Below are 15,974 nucleotides of genomic sequence, written 5' to 3'. Positions count from 1 at the left end.
CTTGCGTCCTTGCCACGCTAAGACCCTGCTCAGCGGTCCCGTAGCTCAACCGGATAGAGCACCTGACTTCTAATCAGGATGTTGGGGGTTCGAGTCCTCCCGGGATCGCCAGATATTGTGAATCCGCTGTCTTATATGCGCCGGCCACCTGTGTTTGTGCGCGATGCAGGCGATAACGCAAATCTGACTTGGCCTCTTGCCACGCCAGTAGTTAGCGCGTTGACGCCCGTTTCAGGATATCCGCCGCATTCGGGTGATTGAGCAGCGCTTGCCCCACCTCGAATTGCAGGTGGCTGGGGGCGTTCTGGCCTGCAATCTGTCGGCTCAGCGCCTCTTTGAGATCGGCGGGCAGTGCAGCAGAGGTGCGCGGATCGACCAGCAGAGTTTCGGCAGCAATCCCTTCGGCATAGATGATTTGATGCCGGTCAAAGAGCAGTTGCACGTAATCTATGAAACCGCCGCTCTCGCGGCGCACGGTATCCCCGTTGACCAGATGCCGGGCGCGCACCAATACTTCGGCCCGGCCCGCACCAAGGGCATCCGAGCGCTGGTAGATAAAGAGCCGGTGATCGGGGCTGACCAATAGGTCGTTTTCATTGTGCAACGCCCCAGCAGAAATCCGAATGGGGGCGAAATCCCCAACCGCGCGAACGGTCGAATGCCCGACCCACCGAATTGGCCGCACCCCGTCATCGCGCGTAAGGACCATGTCGCCGCACACCAAGGTTTCGACCGGGCGCTGTTCCCCCGTTGCCATGGTGATGTGGGTGCCCCGCGAGAACGACACGCACGCCACCTGAGCAAAACGTTGCAGCACGTTCTCCGTGTCAATGCCCACCAGCGCATAGCCGGTCTTGGGCCGCATCTGCGCCAGCGGCATGGCAAAAACCTCTACCATGTTTTCGGCATCATCCACCTCGACCAACACGATCATTTCGGTTGTGCGCCCGGTGCCCGACATCAACGTCAGGCAACAGTCGAGATGGATTTGCGCACCGGGTCGACCAACCTCGGAGCCGCGAGCGATTTTAAATGGTGCCCCCCCTGCCAGAGAAAGCGAGAGGCGAAGCTGCCGCGCTTGCGGCTGCAACTCATAGACATCGTCGAGGTCGAGCTCTGCCGCAAAAGACAGAGCATCCCCCATGTTCGCCCCGTTGACGACGCGAAAATCCAATCCCGTATACACGGGCAGGATGTGGTCGGACGGGGCAAGATCAGAGGTCATGGGTGCAGTTGGTCCTGATATGGCTGGGGTCACAATTCTCTATCGGGCAGCGTAGTTTAGAATTGTGGTATCATGGCGTCAATGTGATGGACATGCCCTCGTGGACGAGGCCCGTCACACGCCCGCTTGCAAGCATCTGGCCATTCTTGCCGACAGCGTGTTAATTTCGCGTTGATTAAGCAGGAGAGTGGATGATGGATCTGGGGATCAAGGGGAAACGGGCGTTGGTCTGCGCCGCGTCCAAAGGCTTGGGATTGGGCTCTGCGCGCGCATTGGCCGAGGCAGGGGTCGATCTGGTGATCAACGCACGCGGCGGCGAGGCGCTCGAGGCGGCAGCAACGGCCATTCGTGCGGATTTCGACGTTACCGTTCAGACGGTCGCAGCCGACATTACCTCAGAGGCCGGTCGCGCAGCAGTGCTTGACGTGGCGCAAGACGTGGACATTCTCGTCAACAATGCCGGAGGACCGCCGCCGGGTCTGTGGTCTGATTGGGACCGCGAGGATTTTATCCGAGCACTCGACGCCAATATGCTGACCCCTATCGCGCTGATAAAGGCCTTGGTCCCCGGAATGATGGCGCGGGGCTGGGGCCGTGTGGTCAACATTACCTCGCAATCGGTCAAGGCGCCGATCCCGGCGCTAGGTCTTAGCAATTCGGCGCGCGCAGGCCTGACAGGCTATGTCGCGGGCACGTCACGGCAAGTGGCTGGCAGCGGCGTCACGATCAACAACCTGCTACCGGGTATCCATGCCACGGATCGCGCCAAAGCACTGGATGAAGGCGTGGCCAAAGCACAAGGGATCAGCATGGAGGAGGCAAAGGCGCGCCGCTGTGCCAGCATTCCCGCTGGGCGCTATGGCACGGCGCAGGAATTTGGCGCGGCTTGTGCCTTTCTCTGTAGCCAGCATGCGGGTTTTATCGTGGGACAAAACATCCTGCTAGATGGCGGCGGCGTCAACGCAACGCTCTGATCGCGGGCATCACGAAAGCGAGATCGGGCTACATAAACTCTGGTGCTGGAACGCTCTGGTCATTAGCACTGGAGCAACCATTCCACGGAGGAAACACAAGTCATGCAAGCATTGGCGATTATTGGCCTTTTTGGCCTCGTCATTCTGGGCAGCCTGTTCGTCGCACCGCGTCGCGCCACGATTGAAGGTTTTTTCAACGGCACCGGCACGGATGGCCGAGCGCCAGGTCTTTGGGTGCTGGTCCTAAGCCAGGTCACTACCTGGATTTTCGCTCGTTCTCTGATGAATTCGGCCATTCTGGGGTATTTCTTCGGGATTTGGGGCACGCTGGCCTATGCTGCTTACTACGGCTCTTTCCTGAGCGGCGGCTATATCGTAGGCCGATTGCGTGCAGGTGGCGCGGGCTCTGTGCAGGATTGGCTGGGCACACATTTTGGCGCAATGGGCAAGGCCTGCTACAACTTCGTCATTGCTCTGCGGCTCTTGTCCGAGGTTTTTGCCAATCTGCTGGTGGTGGGGCTGATCTTTGCCGCAGCCCTGCCTGAAATGGGCATCGCGCGCGACGCCTCTATCCTGATCGTCGCGGTGCTTGGGTTGGCCTATAGCGCTTGGGGCGGGCTAAGCGCGGCGCTGCGCACCGATGTGTTGCAGATGGTGGTATTCTTGGGCGTTTTCGCGGTTGCCTTTGTAGCGCTCGTGATCAGCCCCGGCTTTGACCTTGGGGCCGTGCTGACCGCGCCGGGCACTTCCGGTGCCTGGAGTGGCCAAGTTCTTTTGCTGGTGGCGCTGTTGCAGGTGTTCTCTTACCCCGCACATGACCCGGTGATGATGGATCGTGGCTTTATCGCCGATCCCGAGACAACGCGCCGCTCTTTCCTGCATGCCTTCTGGATCTCTACGCTCTGTATCATTGGCTTTGGCTTTTTCGGCATTCAGGCTGGATTGGTCGGGGCGGAATATGAGGGCGAGTTGATTGGCACTTGGGCCACGATGTTCCCGGCATGGCTTTTTGTGGCGTTGCTCGTGTCACTGCTTATTTCAGCTCTCAGCACGCTCGATTCAGCACTGGCCAGTGCCGCGCGGCTTGTGGTGGACGAGCTGAAACTGGGGCAGCGGTCGCTTGCGGGTGGGCGCATGGCAATGATCGCGTTCATGGTGGTTGGCACCGGTCTGACCCTATGGGGAAATCAGACGCTGTTCGACGCTGTAGCCATCAGCGGCACGGCCAGCATGTTTCTGACACCTATTCTGATCATTGGGCTGGTGATGGGGCGTCACATCGCACTCTGGTCCTATCTGGTGGCTTTTGGTGCGGCGATGTTCGGTGCCGTGCTCTACTTCGCGCGCGAAGCCGACTGGGCCGTTGCGCTACTGCCAGAGGCCCATAAATACGAGCAGCTGTTGGTCATCTGCGTGGGGGTGTTGATCGCTGGCTTTGCCGCGGTGATGATGGGCGCTCGACGCAGCTGAGCCGGGCGTGTTTCAAAAGAACAGGGGGCAGGCCAACACCGGCCTGCCCCCTTTTTCGTTTTCAGTGCTCTTGCCCGTTCAGGCGCGCTCGGAATATTCCATCGTCTCGGTGTTGACGACGATATCCTCGTCAGGTCCAACAAAGGGCGGCACCATGACCTTGACCCCATTATCGAGGATCGCAGGCTTAAAGCTATTGGCCGCCGTCTGCCCCTTCACGACGGGCTCAGTCTCGACGATGCGGCAAATCACCTTTTGCGGCAGCGCGGCGTGCAGCGCCTCGCTCTCGTGGAATTCAACCGTGATGGTCATACCGTCCTGAAGAAACGGACGACGTTCCCCCAAAAGGTCAGCGGGCAATTCGATCTGCTCATAGGTCTCGGCATCCATGAACACCAGCTTGCCATTCTCTTCATAGAGAAACTGCTGATCCTTTTGCTCAAGGCGCACACGCTCGACCTTGTCGGCGCTGCGAAAGCGTTCGTTGAGTTTGGAGCCGTTGCGCAGGTTCTTCATTTCGACCTGAGCAAAGGCACCGCCCTTGCCGGGCTTTACGTGATCGACCTTCACCGCGGCCCAGAGGTGGCCATTATGCTCCAGCACATTACCGGGGCGAATTTCGTTTCCATTGATCTTGGGCATTGCGTTCAAACCGTGACAAAAGGTTGATGTGAGATTGATGCTTCCTATATCTGGAGGGATGATGGGTGGCAAGACAACGAAATGTCGTTATGCATCGTGGCGAGGCATGCAAAATTCGCATAGAAGTTATGCAACTGTGCTCTATCCGAATCGCAAAAACTCCGCCATAAGGTCCGTCACGCCCAAAACGCAAGAGCAATAAGAACAAGGACGAATGATGAAGGATTTCGTTGACGGTACGGCTTTCAACGCCGAACAGGGCAACCGTGCTCGTAAACTCTTTGCGGCCGTTGTGCTGGCCGCTCTGGATGACGCCATTTCCGATGACAAGAAATATGGCAATGGCCCCGAGCAGATCGCCCGCTGGGCGCGGTCCCGTGATGGCCGCGAAGTATTGTCCTGCGCCGGGATCGACCCGAATGAGCGGGTTGTTGCCGGCCTGATGGATTTCGTATCCAAGGGCGTGCGCACCTCTGTGGCCCTCTCGCGCGAAGAAAGTGAACGCCGGAATGCTGCGGCGCAGGCCGAAGCCGCCTGAGCACTGCTGCCTGACCACGTATCAAAGCCCTGCCCTAGTGGCAGGGCTTTTGCGTTGCGGTCGGGAAAACAGGCCTTTGTGACGGAAACCGGCCTTTCCCCCTGCACTCTCAAACGGTATCAGCACAGAGCGGCAAAAGGGGCATCGCAATGACACGCGCGATCATGATTCAGGGGGCAGGCTCGAATGTGGGCAAGTCCATGCTCGTGGCAGGTATGGCGCGCGCCTATGCCCGACGTGGCCTGTCGGTGGCCCCGTTCAAGCCGCAAAACATGTCAAACAATGCCGCTGTCACCGTGGATGGCGGCGAAATTGGTCGCGCGCAGGCGCTTCAGGCGCTGGCCGCGTACCGCGCGCCACACACCGATATGAATCCCGTACTGCTCAAACCCGAGAGCGATATTGGCGCCCAAGTGATCGTGCAGGGCCGCCGCTTTGCCACGCTGCGTGCCCGCGACTATGCCCGGGCCAAACCGCAGTTGCTGGCCCCCACGCTTGAGAGTTTTCACCGCCTTGCCGCCACCGCAGATCTCGTGCTGGTCGAGGGGGCGGGCAGCCCCGCGGAAATCAACCTTCGCGCCGGAGACATCGCCAATATGGGCTTTGCCGAGGCCGCAGGCGTGCCCGTGATCCTTGTGGGTGATATCGACCGGGGTGGGGTCATCGCGCAGGTTGTCGGCACCCAAGCGGTGTTGCCGCCCCAAGATGCCGCCCGGATCAAGGCTTTTGCCATCAACAAGTTCCGTGGCGATGTCAGCCTCTTTGACGAGGGCTTGCGCGAAATTGTGACGCGCACAGGCTGGCCCTCTTTGGGCGTCGTGCCATGGTTTTCAGACGCATGGCGCCTTCCGGCTGAGGATGTGATGGATATCGCCTCGACCAAGGGCGGCGCTTTCAAGGTGGTCGTGCCGCGTCTTGGCCGGATTGCCAATTTCGACGATCTTGATCCCCTCAGCAGCGAACCGGGTGTGAGTGTGGAAATCATCGGAGCAGGCAGCCCCCTGCCCGGCGATGCCGATTTGGTGCTTATCCCCGGAAGCAAATCCACCATCGCCGATCTGGCACATTTCCGCGCCCAAGGTTGGGATATCGACCTTGCCGCCCACATCCGGCGCGGCGGGCATGTGCTGGGCATCTGTGGCGGCTATCAGATGCTGGGGCACCGGATCGAAGACCCGGACGGCATCGAGGGCCCTCCCGCCTCGGTGCCCGGCCTGGGGCATCTCGGCGTCGTGACGGTGATGAAGCCGGAAAAGCGACTTGCCCTGACACAGGCCACCTATCTCGAAACTGGCGATGCCGTAGAAGGGTATGAAATCCATTTGGGTGAAACCATCGGCCCGGATTGCGCGCACGCATGGCTGCGTGTCGGGGATCGCCCTGAGGGGGCCGCTTCGGCCAGTGGCCGGGTGCGCGGCGCTTATCTGCACGGGCTCTTCGCGTCCGACGCGTTTCGTGCGGCGTTTCTGGCAGGGCTAGGTGCGCGATCAGACCTGAGCTATGGGGCAGATGTCGAGGCCACGCTCGACGCTCTCGCGGCGCATCTGGAAGCGTATATGGATTTAGATCTGCTCTTTTCGCTCAGTGCAGACATTCCGACTCAGTCGAAATCCTGACTGGTCAGCGCGCGGTGAATCTCGCGGCGCACAAGTTTGCGCACGTTGCGGGTGATCCGCTCGCCCAAGGCACCTTGCAATTCTTGCCGAACAATCTCGGCCACCAAATCACGCAGGGCCTCTTCATCCAGCACGGCGTCATCCATCAGCAGACCCTCGCCGCGATCCGCATCGGCATCCGGTGCCGGGCGCAAATCCGCCGCATCCGCATCCTGCCAATCCTGAACATGGCGTTCCGAGGCCAGATCGTCCGACTCATCCCAGTCGGGATCAACTGAGGGGGCCGTCTCGGCCTCGTCCAGCTCTGCCTCTTCGTCACCCTCTGGCTCATCCGTCTCGGACCAACTCAGCACCGATTCAGCGGCTCCCCCGGCGTAATCGTCGTCAGAGGCGCCATCCGGCTCCCACTGATCGTCGCGCCCGGCGATCATCGCTTCAAATTCTGCAGCCTGCGCGCTCAGTTCCGACGGAAGATCAGGCGTCTGATCGGTCTCACTGAACTCTGTCTCTATCCCCTCAGGCGCACTTTCGTCCTGAACATCTGTCTCATGCTCAGACAGATCTGTGCCTGTCCAAACGTTATGCGCATCCGGCTCTTCGGCATCCACAGCCTCGGCAGGTGGCTCTGCTACGGGTTCATCCACCCGCAAGGCCGGTGTCAGGACAAGCCGGTCCGCCGCCGGCATCCCTGCCTCGCGCGGCGCGGCCACGGTTGTGCTGAGGCGTTCGGCTTGGCCATTCGAGACCAGCCGCCTTATCGACGACAGGACATCCTCGATTTCCACATTGGTCACGGGGTCGGACATGCTCTTGTACCATTCTTGCCTAAGCAGAGCTTATCGCTGCAGGCGGTGCCACACAACCGTTTCAAAAACTTTTCAGTTTTTTCCCAAAGCCCGCAACACCCGGTCGAGCTTCTGGCCCTGCGGACTGCTTTCGATCGGCGCATCTTTGACCAGTTCGTAATAGGCGGCCGGATCATAGGTCTGCACCCCAAGGTTCAGATCGCGCGCCGTCAACTCGCCAATCGACGCCAGCACCGAATAGGCGGCAATCACCACATCGGCATTGGCCGAGATCAGATTGGCCCGCGCATCAAGCAGGTCCTGTTCGGCATCCAAGACATCCAGCGTGGTGCGAGCGCCCAGTGTCGCCTCTTCCCGGGTGCCGTCAAAGGCAACTTGGGCAGCACGCACCGCCTCGCGGCTGGCCGTGCGGCTGGCGCGGGCGGCGCGCAGATTGGCATAGGAATCGCCCACATCCTGCTTGACCTGAAGCCCCGCCAGATGCAGCAGCGCCAATTGCGCATCGCGCTGCGCCATGGCTTGGCGTTGCTGCGACGTGAGGCGGCCACCGCGATAAATCGGGCCGCGCATTTCGACGCCCAGACTGCCGGTGCGCGACATGTCTGACCCGTCGAGTTCTTCGGATGCCCCGACGCGCGCCGTCAAATTCAGGGTGGGCAACAGCGCTGCCTCAGCGGCGCGGATGTTCAACTCGGCGGCGGCAACATTATGCTGCGCCTGCAAAAGATCCGGGTGACGTCGCAGCGCCGCGGCTTTGGCGGCATCGACATTCTCACCCAGTTGCGGCAATTCGCTCGGTGTCTGCAAACTGCCCGGATCACGTCCGATTGCCTCGCGGAACTCCTCGATTGCGCGCGTAAGGTCGCCCTGCGCCGCAGCCAATCCGCTTTGCGCCAATGCCACAGCGGATTCCGCCTGCGCCACATCGGTGCGGGTCACCTCGCCTACCTCGAACCGGTCCTGCGCCGCGCGCAGTTCCTCGCGCAACAAACGCAGGTTGTTCTGCCGCAGGTCCACGAATTCTTGATTGCGGATCACGTTCATATAGGCCTGCACACCCGTCAACAGCACGAATTGCTCAACACTGATCAGGGTCTGGCGCGTGGCCAACACGGTCTCTTTGGCGGATTCGGTCAGAAAATCGCTGCGGCCGAAATCATAGACCAGCAGGCTCCCGGTAATCCCAAGATTGAGCGATGTTGACGTGTTGTTACGATTGGCCCCTTGGGACCGCGTATCCGATGAATCGAGAGTGATCCCCGAAGTCCAATCGATGATTGGCCGAAGACTGGCCACCGCCTGCGCCACATTCTCATCAGCCGAGCGCAGCAAGGCGCGGTTCTGTTCCAGAAGGCCACTGTTGACATAGGCGCTCTTGAGCGCATCGGCGAGTGTTTCAGCCTTGGCTGTAACCGGCGCAAGGCCCAGAATTGCCAGCCCGAAAACACCGCCCAAGGTCCGCAACTTGTTCGTTCTCATGCGCTCGCCATCCCTCTTTTGCCGCGCCGCTCCCCTCACAGGGTAAAGGCCGCGTGCCGTTCAAATCCGCGCAGCACCGGCGCACCCGCATTAAATGCGTAGCGCCAATTGATCCGCCCGTCGATCTTGTAACCGATCCGCACCACCCCAAGCGCACCCTCCATGAAAAGGCAAGCCATGCGGCCCCCTTCCTTGAGTTGCGCCGCCAGAACCTCGGGCAGATGCTCGACCGCGCCCTGCACCGTTATTACGTCATAGGGCCCGTGTTCCGGCGCACCGTCGGCCAAAGGCCCCTCGTGCAGAACCACATTGTCAGCCCCCTGCTCAGACAGGGTGCGCTGCGCCTCAGCGACCACAGATGCCTTATCCTCGACCGCAACGACCGCTTCGGCCATGCGCGCGATCACAGCCGCAGAATATCCATAGCCCGAACCGATATCGAGCACGAGATCGTCATTCTCGATCTCAAGCGCGTCAAGCATCTTGGCCAGTGTGCGCGGATCAAGCATCACCCGCCCTTCGCCCAGATCAAGGTTTTCGCCCATATAGGCCGCCTCGCGCAGGCCGGTGGGAACAAACGCCTCACGCGGGACCGACAGCATGGCGTCGATGATCGGAAATTTGGTCACATCGGACGGGCGAACTTGCGTGTCCACCATCATCGTGCGCCGCGCGGCATAGTCTGTCATGATCGAAGCTCTTACGTTCGGAATCCTATCGATTGCGGTTTTCGCACAGAACCCGTTCCGCGGCAACGGCTATAGGTCCCAGAGGCGCGGGACAATTCGACCTTGCAAATTGACCCTACTCAGCCTGCATTGCCCACTTGCACCACCCGGCCCGATCAGATAATTCATCCCAACCACACGGAATGGCGAGTTGGCGGAGTGGTGACGCAGCGGATTGCAAATCCGTGTACAGGAGTTCGATTCTCCTACTCGCCTCCATTTAAAATCAATCGCAGATATGATTTATGACAAACGCGGCATCGCGTGTCTGAACATCGTGTTTTTGTTCAGTTCGCAAATCCCTGTCGCAGATCAGGCAAACGGCTGTCTCGACACGCCTGAAATCAGCCCTGGCGGGTGGTCGCCATGTCTCGGCCTTTGCTCTGCGCACGCTCCCGATCACCGCAATAGCCGGTCATAATCGCGCCCCTGCTGGCGGTGGCGCGCCATTGGACGGTCAGGGCCACGTCAGACGCGCTTGACTGACGCGCGCGAATTTTGGCGCGGGCGCGAGGCCATCCCTCGCGTCTTCACTGCCTAATCGATCATCCTTGCGGCCTTGAGCGCGATATCATCGAGCCCCTCGCCGCCGGTGGCAACAAACTCGCGCAGTTGCTGGCGCATGCGCGGCTCCCAGAAATCCCGGATATGCGCAGCAACGCGGGCCGCTTGATCAGTGCCCGGCTGGGTTTTGAAAAACGTAGCGATCTGGTTGACCATATGGACCATTTTCTCAGGCGACATCGGGAACCTCATGGGGAATGCGATGGGGATGGGAATAGAGATCGAAGCCGCCGCCGCGTGCAAACGCGGCAAGGGTTAGCCCTGCGCTCTCGGCTAACCATAGCGCATGGGCCGTGGGCGCAGAGACCGCGACCAGCAGGCCGCAACCCGCGACCGCGCATTTCTGCACAAGTTCAACAGACAGGCGGCTGGTCATCACGATGCCACCCTCTGCCGGATCGATGTCCGCCCGCCAGAGAGCGCCAATGAGTTTGTCGAGCGCATTGTGCCGCCCCACGTCCTCGCGCGCCATGACCACACCGGCACCGGGCAGGATAAACCCCGCAGCATGAGTAGCGCGGGTCAGATCATGAAGCGGCTGGCACGCACTCAGGGCATCGGTCGCGCGGGCAATCTCTTGCGCGGTAAACGCAGGAGAGACATGGGCAACCGACGGCACCGGGCGCACCGCCTGTTCAAGGCTGTCGATACCGCACAGCCCACAGCCCACCGGCCCGGCCATATAGCGCCGCCGCGCCGCAAGCGCCTCTTGCCGGTCTCCTCGCAACCAGAACCGGGCCTCGATCCCGTTACAATGCTCGGCGATTTCAAAGCCTTCGATGTCCTCCTGAGTGGTCACGATCCCCTCGGTTACCGCAAAGCCATAGGCGAAATCGGCGATATCCGCAGGCGTTGCCATCATCACGGCTTGTGTCGTGCCATCGAATACAAAGGCCACCGGCACCTCATCGGGCAGAGCGCGGATGACGCGACGCGCCCCCTCGCCCTGCACCGAGAGGCCCGGACGGCTTTGGGTGGGAGAAAAGCCCATCGCCGTCACTCCGCCGCAGGCAGGATGCGCCGCGCCTGTGCGGCCTGCGCGGCGTAATCTTCTTGCCAGTCACTTGGCCCGTTCGACAGGCTGACCTGAACCGCTGTCACCTTGTACTCCGGACAGTTGGTGGCCCAGTCCGAGTAATCGGTGGTTATGACATTGGCCTGCGTATCCGGATGGTGAAAGGTGGTGTAGACCACGCCGGGGCTGACGCGATCTGTCAGCATGGCCCGTAGGGTGGTTTCGCCTGCGCGACTGGCCAATCGAACCCAATCGCCCTCTTTCAAACCCCGCACCTCGGCATCATGCGGATGGATTTCCAAGAGATCCTCTTCGTGCCAGACCACATTCGCGGTGCGCCGTGTCTGCGCGCCGACGTTATACTGACTGAGGATGCGCCCGGTGGTCAGCAACAGCGGGAACCGTGGGCCGGTTTTCTCATCAGTCGCCACATATTCGGTGACGATGAACCGCCCCTTGCCGCGCATGAACCCATCCACATGCATCAGCGGCGTGCCCTCTGGATGTGCTTCGTTACAGGGCCATTGAACGCTGCCCTTTTCCTCCAGCAGGGCATAGTCGACCCCGGCAAAGCTTGGCGTCGTTGCAGCGATTTCCTCCATGATCCGCGCCGGGTGGCTATACGTCCACCCTGCCCCCATGGCGTTTGCAAGCATCTGGGTAATTTCCCAATCCGCATAGCCGTTGAGTGGCGGGATCACCTTGCGCACGCGGTTGATGCGGCGCTCGGCATTGGTGAAGGTTCCGTCTTTCTCCAAGAAGGTCGAACCGGGCAGGAAGACATGCGCGTAATTGGCGGTCTCGTTGAGGAAGAGGTCATGCACGATGACACAGTCCATCGCAGCCAGACCCGCCGCCACATGCTTGGTGTCGGGGTCCGATTGCAGGATATCCTCGCCTTGGCAATACAGCCCCTTGAACGTCCCATCGACGGCAGCATCGAGCATGTTGGGAATGCGCAAACCCGGCTCGGCGTCAATCTCTACGCCCCAAGCCTCTTCAAAGACTGCGCGCACTTCTGGCCCTTTGACATGGCGATAGCCGGGCAATTCATGCGGGAAAGACCCCATGTCGCAAGAGCCCTGCACGTTGTTTTGCCCGCGCAACGGGTTCACGCCCACGCCGGGCCGCCCGATATTGCCAGTCAGCATCGCGAGGTTGGCAATGCCCATGACCGTGGTCGACCCTTGGGAATGTTCGGTTACGCCAAGACCATAGTAAATCGCCCCGTTCCCACCATGCGCGAAAAGCCGGGCCGCGGCGCGCAGTTCCGCAGGGTCGACCCCGGTCAACATCGCTGTCGCTTCTGGCGAATGGCGCGGGTTGCTGATGAATTCGGCGTAATGCTGAAATTCATCCCAATCACACCGCGCGCGGATGAAGTCCTCATCCATCAGCCCCTCGGTCACGATCACATGCGCAAGCGCGCTGACCACCGCCACATTGGTGCCGGGGCGAAGCGGCAGGTGATGCGCTGCCGAAATATGCGGTGATTTCACAAGGTCAATCCGGCGCGGGTCAATCACGATCAGCTTGGCACCAGCACGCAACCGCTTTTTGAGGCGGCTTGCAAAAACCGGGTGCCCATCGGTCGGATTGGCACCGATCACCACCACCACATCGGTATGTTCGACAGAGTCGAAATCCTGCGTGCCGGCAGAGGTGCCAAACGTCTGGCCCAAGCCATATCCTGTAGGGGAATGACAAACGCGCGCGCAGGTGTCGGTATTGTTGTTACCAAAGACTGCGCGCGCCAGTTTCTGCACCAGATAGGTTTCTTCGTTGGTGCAGCGGCTTGAGGTAATCACGCCGATAGATTTCTTGCCATATTGTGCCTGCAAGCTGCGCAGACGGGTGGCTGCAAAGCTGAGCGCCTCGTCCCAACTGACCTCTTGCCAGGGATCAGTAATCCGCTCGCGGATCATAGGCTTTAGGATGCGGTCGTTGTGATGGGCATACCCATAGGCAAATCGCCCTTTGACGCAGGAATGCCCGCGATTGGCCTTGCCGTGTTTATATGGCACCATACGCACCAGCGTGTCGCCGTTCATCTCGGCCTTGAACGAACAGCCAACGCCGCAATAGGCACAGGTCGTGACAACCGAGCGATCAGGCGTGCCCAGCTCGATGATGGATTTCTCCTGCAAAGTCGCCGTCGGGCAGGCCTGCACGCAGGCCCCGCAACTCACACAGTCAGAGGCGAGGAAATCATCATCCGCATTACCCGCCGATACGCGGCTGTCAAAGCCACGGCCCTGAATGGTCAGGGCAAATGTGCCCTGCACTTCTTCGCAGGCACGCACACAGCGGTTACAGACGATGCATTTGCTGGGGTCATAGCTGAAATACGGGTTACTGTCGTCTTTCGGCAACCATTCCGGATTGGCCTCGCCGCTCGTGTTCCGAGCCTCGAAATGGTTGACCATGCCGCCATCCTTGGGGGCCTCGTAGCGCACATCACGCAGCCCGACCGCACCGGCCATATCCTGCAACTCGCAATCGCCATTGGCAGAGCAAGTCAGGCAATCGAGAGGGTGATCAGAGATATAGAGCTCCATCACCCCTTTGCGGATCTTGCGCACCTTTGACGATCCGGTATGCACCACCATGCCCGGCGTCACAGGCGTGGTGCAGGACGCAGGTGTGCCACGCCGCCCCTCGATTTCCACCACACAGAGGCGGCAAGAACCAAAGGCTTCAAGATTATCAGAGGCGCAGAGCTTGGGGATGGAAATCCCCGCCTCGGCCGCTGCGCGCAACACCGATGTGCCCTCGGGCACCGTTACGGCAACACCGTCGATCTCCAACGTCACCGGGGCTCCCACTTTGGCGGGCGTGCCCATGTCGCGGTCTTTGGGAATAATGAAATCTTTCATTCGGCGGCCTCCTGCTGGGTGGCGAAGTCATTCGGAAAATGCGTGAGTGCGGACATGACCGGAAAGGGTGTGAACCCGCCAAGTGCGCAAAGCGAGCCGTCTTTCATCGTCTCGCACAGATCGGTCAAAAGCGGGATCGCCGTTCCGTCACCCGCTGCGATGCGGTCGATGGTCTCTACGCCCCGCACGGCCCCAATCCGGCAAGGGGTGCATTTGCCGCAGCTTTCCACAGCGCAGAATTCCATCGCGAAGCGGGCCATTTGCAGCATGTCGGCGCTATCGTCGAACACAACCAGCCCGGCATGCCCCAAGAGGCCGCCTTTTGCGTCTAACTCTTCATAGCCAAGCGGGGCATCAAAATTGCTGACCGGGATATAGGCGCCAAGCGGCCCGCCCACCTGCACCGCCTTGACCGGACGGCCCGTCATGGTGCCGCCGCCCAAGTCATTGACCACCTCACCCAAGGTGATGCCAAAGGCGGTTTCGAATAGCCCCCCGCGCGCCACATTGCCCGCGATTTGCAGGGTCACAGTGCCACGCGACCGGCCAAGCCCGAAATCGGCATAATGCTGCGCGCCCCTCTCGAAAATCACCGGCACAGTGGCCAGGCTGATGACATTGTTCACGACCGTGGGCCGCCCCAGGAACCCTTCAAGCGCGGGCAGCGGCGGCTTGGCGCGCACCACGCCGCGCTTGCCTTCGAGCGAGTTCAACAGCGCGGTTTCCTCGCCACAGACATAGGCCCCGGCCCCAACGCGGATTTCCATGTCAAAGGCGTGGCCAGACCCCAGCACATCAGAACCAAGCACCCCTGCCCCGCGCGCAATCTCGACCGCACGGCACATCACCGCGATGGCATCGGGATATTCCGACCTCAGGTAGACATAGCCGCGTGTGGCCCCCACACCGATCCCCGCAATCGCCATGCCTTCGACAAGGCTGAACGGGTCTCCTTCCATGATCATCCGGTCGGCAAATGTGCCGCTGTCACCTTCGTCGGCATTGCAGACGATGTATTTCTGCGGCGCTTGCGCCTCCTGCACCGTTTTCCATTTGATCCCGGTCGGAAAGCCCGCGCCGCCGCGTCCACGCAGGCCGGATTTTGTCACTTCGGCAACGATGTCATGGGCGTCCATCGCGATAGCCCGGCGCAGACCAACCAAGCCCCCATGGGCCGCGTAATCCTCCAGATCAAGCGGGTCGATCACCCCTGTGCGGGCAAAGGTCAGCCGCGTCTGACGTTTCATCCAGTCGAGGTGTTCGACCGGGCCAAGAGCTTTGGGGCTCGTCCCATCAAGAATACCTCCAACATCGCCAACTGTCGCCGGGCCATAGCCATGGCGCACGCCGTCAATCTCGATCTCCACAAGTGGCTCTAGCCAGATCATGCCGCGCGTGCCGGTGCGAATGATTTGCGCCTCAGGCGCTGCAGCGCGCAGCGCGGCGACCACGTCTTCGGCACCAAGCGCCTTGGCGGCGCTATCCATCGGAACATAAATCTTCATGCGCCCGCCTCCGCCAAAAGGGCATCGATCCGGGCGGCATCCACCCGGCCCACCACGCGGTCATCCAGCATGGCCGCAGGTGCGCAGGCACACAGGCCAAGGCAATACACCGGCTCGACCGTGACTGCGCCATTGGCCGTGGTGCCATGCCACGCAAGCCCCAGTTTGGCCAAGGTCGCCTCGGCCAGCACAGCACCTCCCACCGCCTGACAGGCCTCGGCGCGGCAGATTTTCAGCACATGCCGTCCAGCGGGGTTGGCACGGAAATCGTGGTAGAAACTGATCACACCATGCAGCTCTGCGCGGCTGATGTTCAGCGCTTCGGCGATTGGGCGATGCGCCGCCTCGGGGATATATCCAAAGGCAGCCTGCATCGCATGCAGGATCGGCAAAAGCGGACCTTCCAGATCACGATGCGCGGCTAGGATCGAGGTGATGTCGTCGGGGGCGGGTGTGGTCATGGCTGGCCTCTTTCGATTGCTGATGCCAGTCAATCAGGTTTCACCATGCCATATCAATATCGTTATACGGTGGAT

General features: G+C 60.8%; 14 protein-coding genes and 2 tRNA genes. 6 read left to right on the top strand and 10 right to left on the bottom strand.

Features of this window, described 5'->3' with window-relative positions:
• The first annotated feature begins 34 nt into the window (after positions 1–34).
• Positions 35–111 (top strand) — tRNA-Arg (locus ROSMUCSMR3_RS19530).
• Between the two features lie 100 nt (positions 112–211).
• On the opposite strand, the gene ROSMUCSMR3_RS19525 is transcribed toward ROSMUCSMR3_RS19530, so the two are convergent.
• Positions 212–1,225 carry a Hint domain-containing protein gene (locus ROSMUCSMR3_RS19525; RefSeq protein WP_081508459.1) on the bottom strand — a complete coding sequence of 338 codons (1,014 nt, stop codon included), beginning with the start codon at positions 1,223–1,225 and terminating at the stop codon, positions 212–214.
• Between the two features lie 194 nt (positions 1,226–1,419).
• Here ROSMUCSMR3_RS19525 and ROSMUCSMR3_RS19520 point away from each other — a divergent pair, with 194 nt between their 5' ends.
• Positions 1,420–2,199 carry an SDR family oxidoreductase gene (locus ROSMUCSMR3_RS19520; protein WP_081508680.1) on the top strand — a complete coding sequence of 260 codons (780 nt, stop codon included), beginning with the start codon at positions 1,420–1,422 and terminating at the stop codon, positions 2,197–2,199.
• A gap of 102 nt (positions 2,200–2,301) precedes the next feature.
• Positions 2,302–3,669 (top strand): sodium:proline symporter, encoded by a 1,368-nt coding sequence (locus ROSMUCSMR3_RS19515; RefSeq protein WP_081508458.1) that lies wholly within the window; start codon positions 2,302–2,304, stop codon positions 3,667–3,669.
• A gap of 78 nt (positions 3,670–3,747) precedes the next feature.
• On the opposite strand, the gene efp is transcribed toward ROSMUCSMR3_RS19515, so the two are convergent.
• On the bottom strand, positions 3,748–4,311 hold the full coding sequence (gene efp / locus ROSMUCSMR3_RS19510) for an elongation factor P (protein WP_008282186.1): 564 nt from the start codon (positions 4,309–4,311) through the stop codon (positions 3,748–3,750).
• A 217-nt stretch (positions 4,312–4,528) separates the two neighbouring features.
• Between efp and ROSMUCSMR3_RS19505 the strand changes: the two genes are divergently transcribed.
• Together ROSMUCSMR3_RS19505 and ROSMUCSMR3_RS19500 are read left to right on the top strand one after the other, a co-directional pair.
• The gene (locus ROSMUCSMR3_RS19505; protein ID WP_037271076.1) at positions 4,529–4,849 is read left to right on the top strand and encodes a DUF6280 family protein; all 321 of its coding nucleotides are present in this window, start codon (positions 4,529–4,531) and stop codon (positions 4,847–4,849) included.
• 149 nt (positions 4,850–4,998) lie between these two features.
• A complete protein-coding gene (locus ROSMUCSMR3_RS19500) occupies positions 4,999–6,465 on the top strand; it encodes a cobyric acid synthase (protein ID WP_081508457.1) in 1,467 nt (488 codons plus the stop codon).
• On the opposite strand, the gene ROSMUCSMR3_RS19495 is transcribed toward ROSMUCSMR3_RS19500, so the two are convergent.
• The 3 genes from ROSMUCSMR3_RS19495 to ROSMUCSMR3_RS19485 form a co-directional block, all read right to left on the bottom strand.
• Positions 6,450–7,271 (bottom strand): hypothetical protein, encoded by an 822-nt coding sequence (locus ROSMUCSMR3_RS19495; protein WP_081508456.1) that lies wholly within the window; start codon positions 7,269–7,271, stop codon positions 6,450–6,452. The two genes, ROSMUCSMR3_RS19500 and ROSMUCSMR3_RS19495, sit on opposite strands and share 16 nt — an antisense overlap.
• Before the next feature lie 72 nt (positions 7,272–7,343).
• Positions 7,344–8,750 (bottom strand): TolC family outer membrane protein, encoded by a 1,407-nt coding sequence (locus ROSMUCSMR3_RS19490; protein WP_008282182.1) that lies wholly within the window; start codon positions 8,748–8,750, stop codon positions 7,344–7,346.
• Positions 8,751–8,785: 35 nt separating this feature from the next.
• On the bottom strand, positions 8,786–9,439 hold the full coding sequence (locus ROSMUCSMR3_RS19485) for a protein-L-isoaspartate O-methyltransferase family protein (RefSeq protein ID WP_008282181.1): 654 nt from the start codon (positions 9,437–9,439) through the stop codon (positions 8,786–8,788).
• 184 nt (positions 9,440–9,623) lie between these two features.
• On the opposite strand from ROSMUCSMR3_RS19485, the gene ROSMUCSMR3_RS19480 reads away from it, so the two are divergent.
• Positions 9,624–9,697, top strand: a tRNA-Cys gene (locus tag ROSMUCSMR3_RS19480).
• Between the two features lie 318 nt (positions 9,698–10,015).
• On the opposite strand, the gene ROSMUCSMR3_RS19475 is transcribed toward ROSMUCSMR3_RS19480, so the two are convergent.
• Genes ROSMUCSMR3_RS19475 through ROSMUCSMR3_RS19455 form a run of 5 tightly spaced genes read right to left on the bottom strand, consistent with a single transcriptional unit; the run spans position 10,016 to position 15,899 of the window.
• Positions 10,016–10,222: a formate dehydrogenase subunit delta gene (locus ROSMUCSMR3_RS19475; RefSeq protein ID WP_008282178.1), complete on the bottom strand. Its 207-nt coding sequence runs from the start codon at positions 10,220–10,222 to the stop codon at positions 10,016–10,018.
• Positions 10,212–11,033, bottom strand: coding sequence for a formate dehydrogenase accessory sulfurtransferase FdhD (gene fdhD, locus ROSMUCSMR3_RS19470; RefSeq protein WP_081508455.1), 822 nt, complete (start codon positions 11,031–11,033; stop codon positions 10,212–10,214). Before fdhD ends, ROSMUCSMR3_RS19475 begins: the two co-directional genes overlap by 11 nt.
• A gap of 5 nt (positions 11,034–11,038) precedes the next feature.
• Positions 11,039–13,933, bottom strand: coding sequence for a formate dehydrogenase subunit alpha (gene fdhF / locus ROSMUCSMR3_RS19465; RefSeq protein ID WP_008282176.1), 2,895 nt, complete (start codon positions 13,931–13,933; stop codon positions 11,039–11,041).
• The gene (locus ROSMUCSMR3_RS19460; protein ID WP_081508454.1) at positions 13,930–15,438 is read right to left on the bottom strand and encodes an NADH-ubiquinone oxidoreductase-F iron-sulfur binding region domain-containing protein; all 1,509 of its coding nucleotides are present in this window, start codon (positions 15,436–15,438) and stop codon (positions 13,930–13,932) included. The genes fdhF and ROSMUCSMR3_RS19460 overlap by 4 nt, the downstream gene beginning before the upstream one ends.
• Positions 15,435–15,899: a formate dehydrogenase subunit gamma gene (locus ROSMUCSMR3_RS19455; protein ID WP_008282174.1), complete on the bottom strand. Its 465-nt coding sequence runs from the start codon at positions 15,897–15,899 to the stop codon at positions 15,435–15,437. The genes ROSMUCSMR3_RS19460 and ROSMUCSMR3_RS19455 overlap by 4 nt, the downstream gene beginning before the upstream one ends.
• Positions 15,900–15,974 lie beyond the last annotated feature (75 nt).

It is taken from the genome of Roseovarius mucosus, from assembly GCF_002080415.1.
In the GTDB taxonomy this organism is placed as follows: Bacteria; Pseudomonadota; Alphaproteobacteria; order Rhodobacterales; family Rhodobacteraceae; genus Roseovarius; species Roseovarius mucosus_A.
The sequence above is the reverse complement of the archived record's forward strand: the minus strand, read 5'-3'. Positions and strand labels throughout refer to the sequence as shown.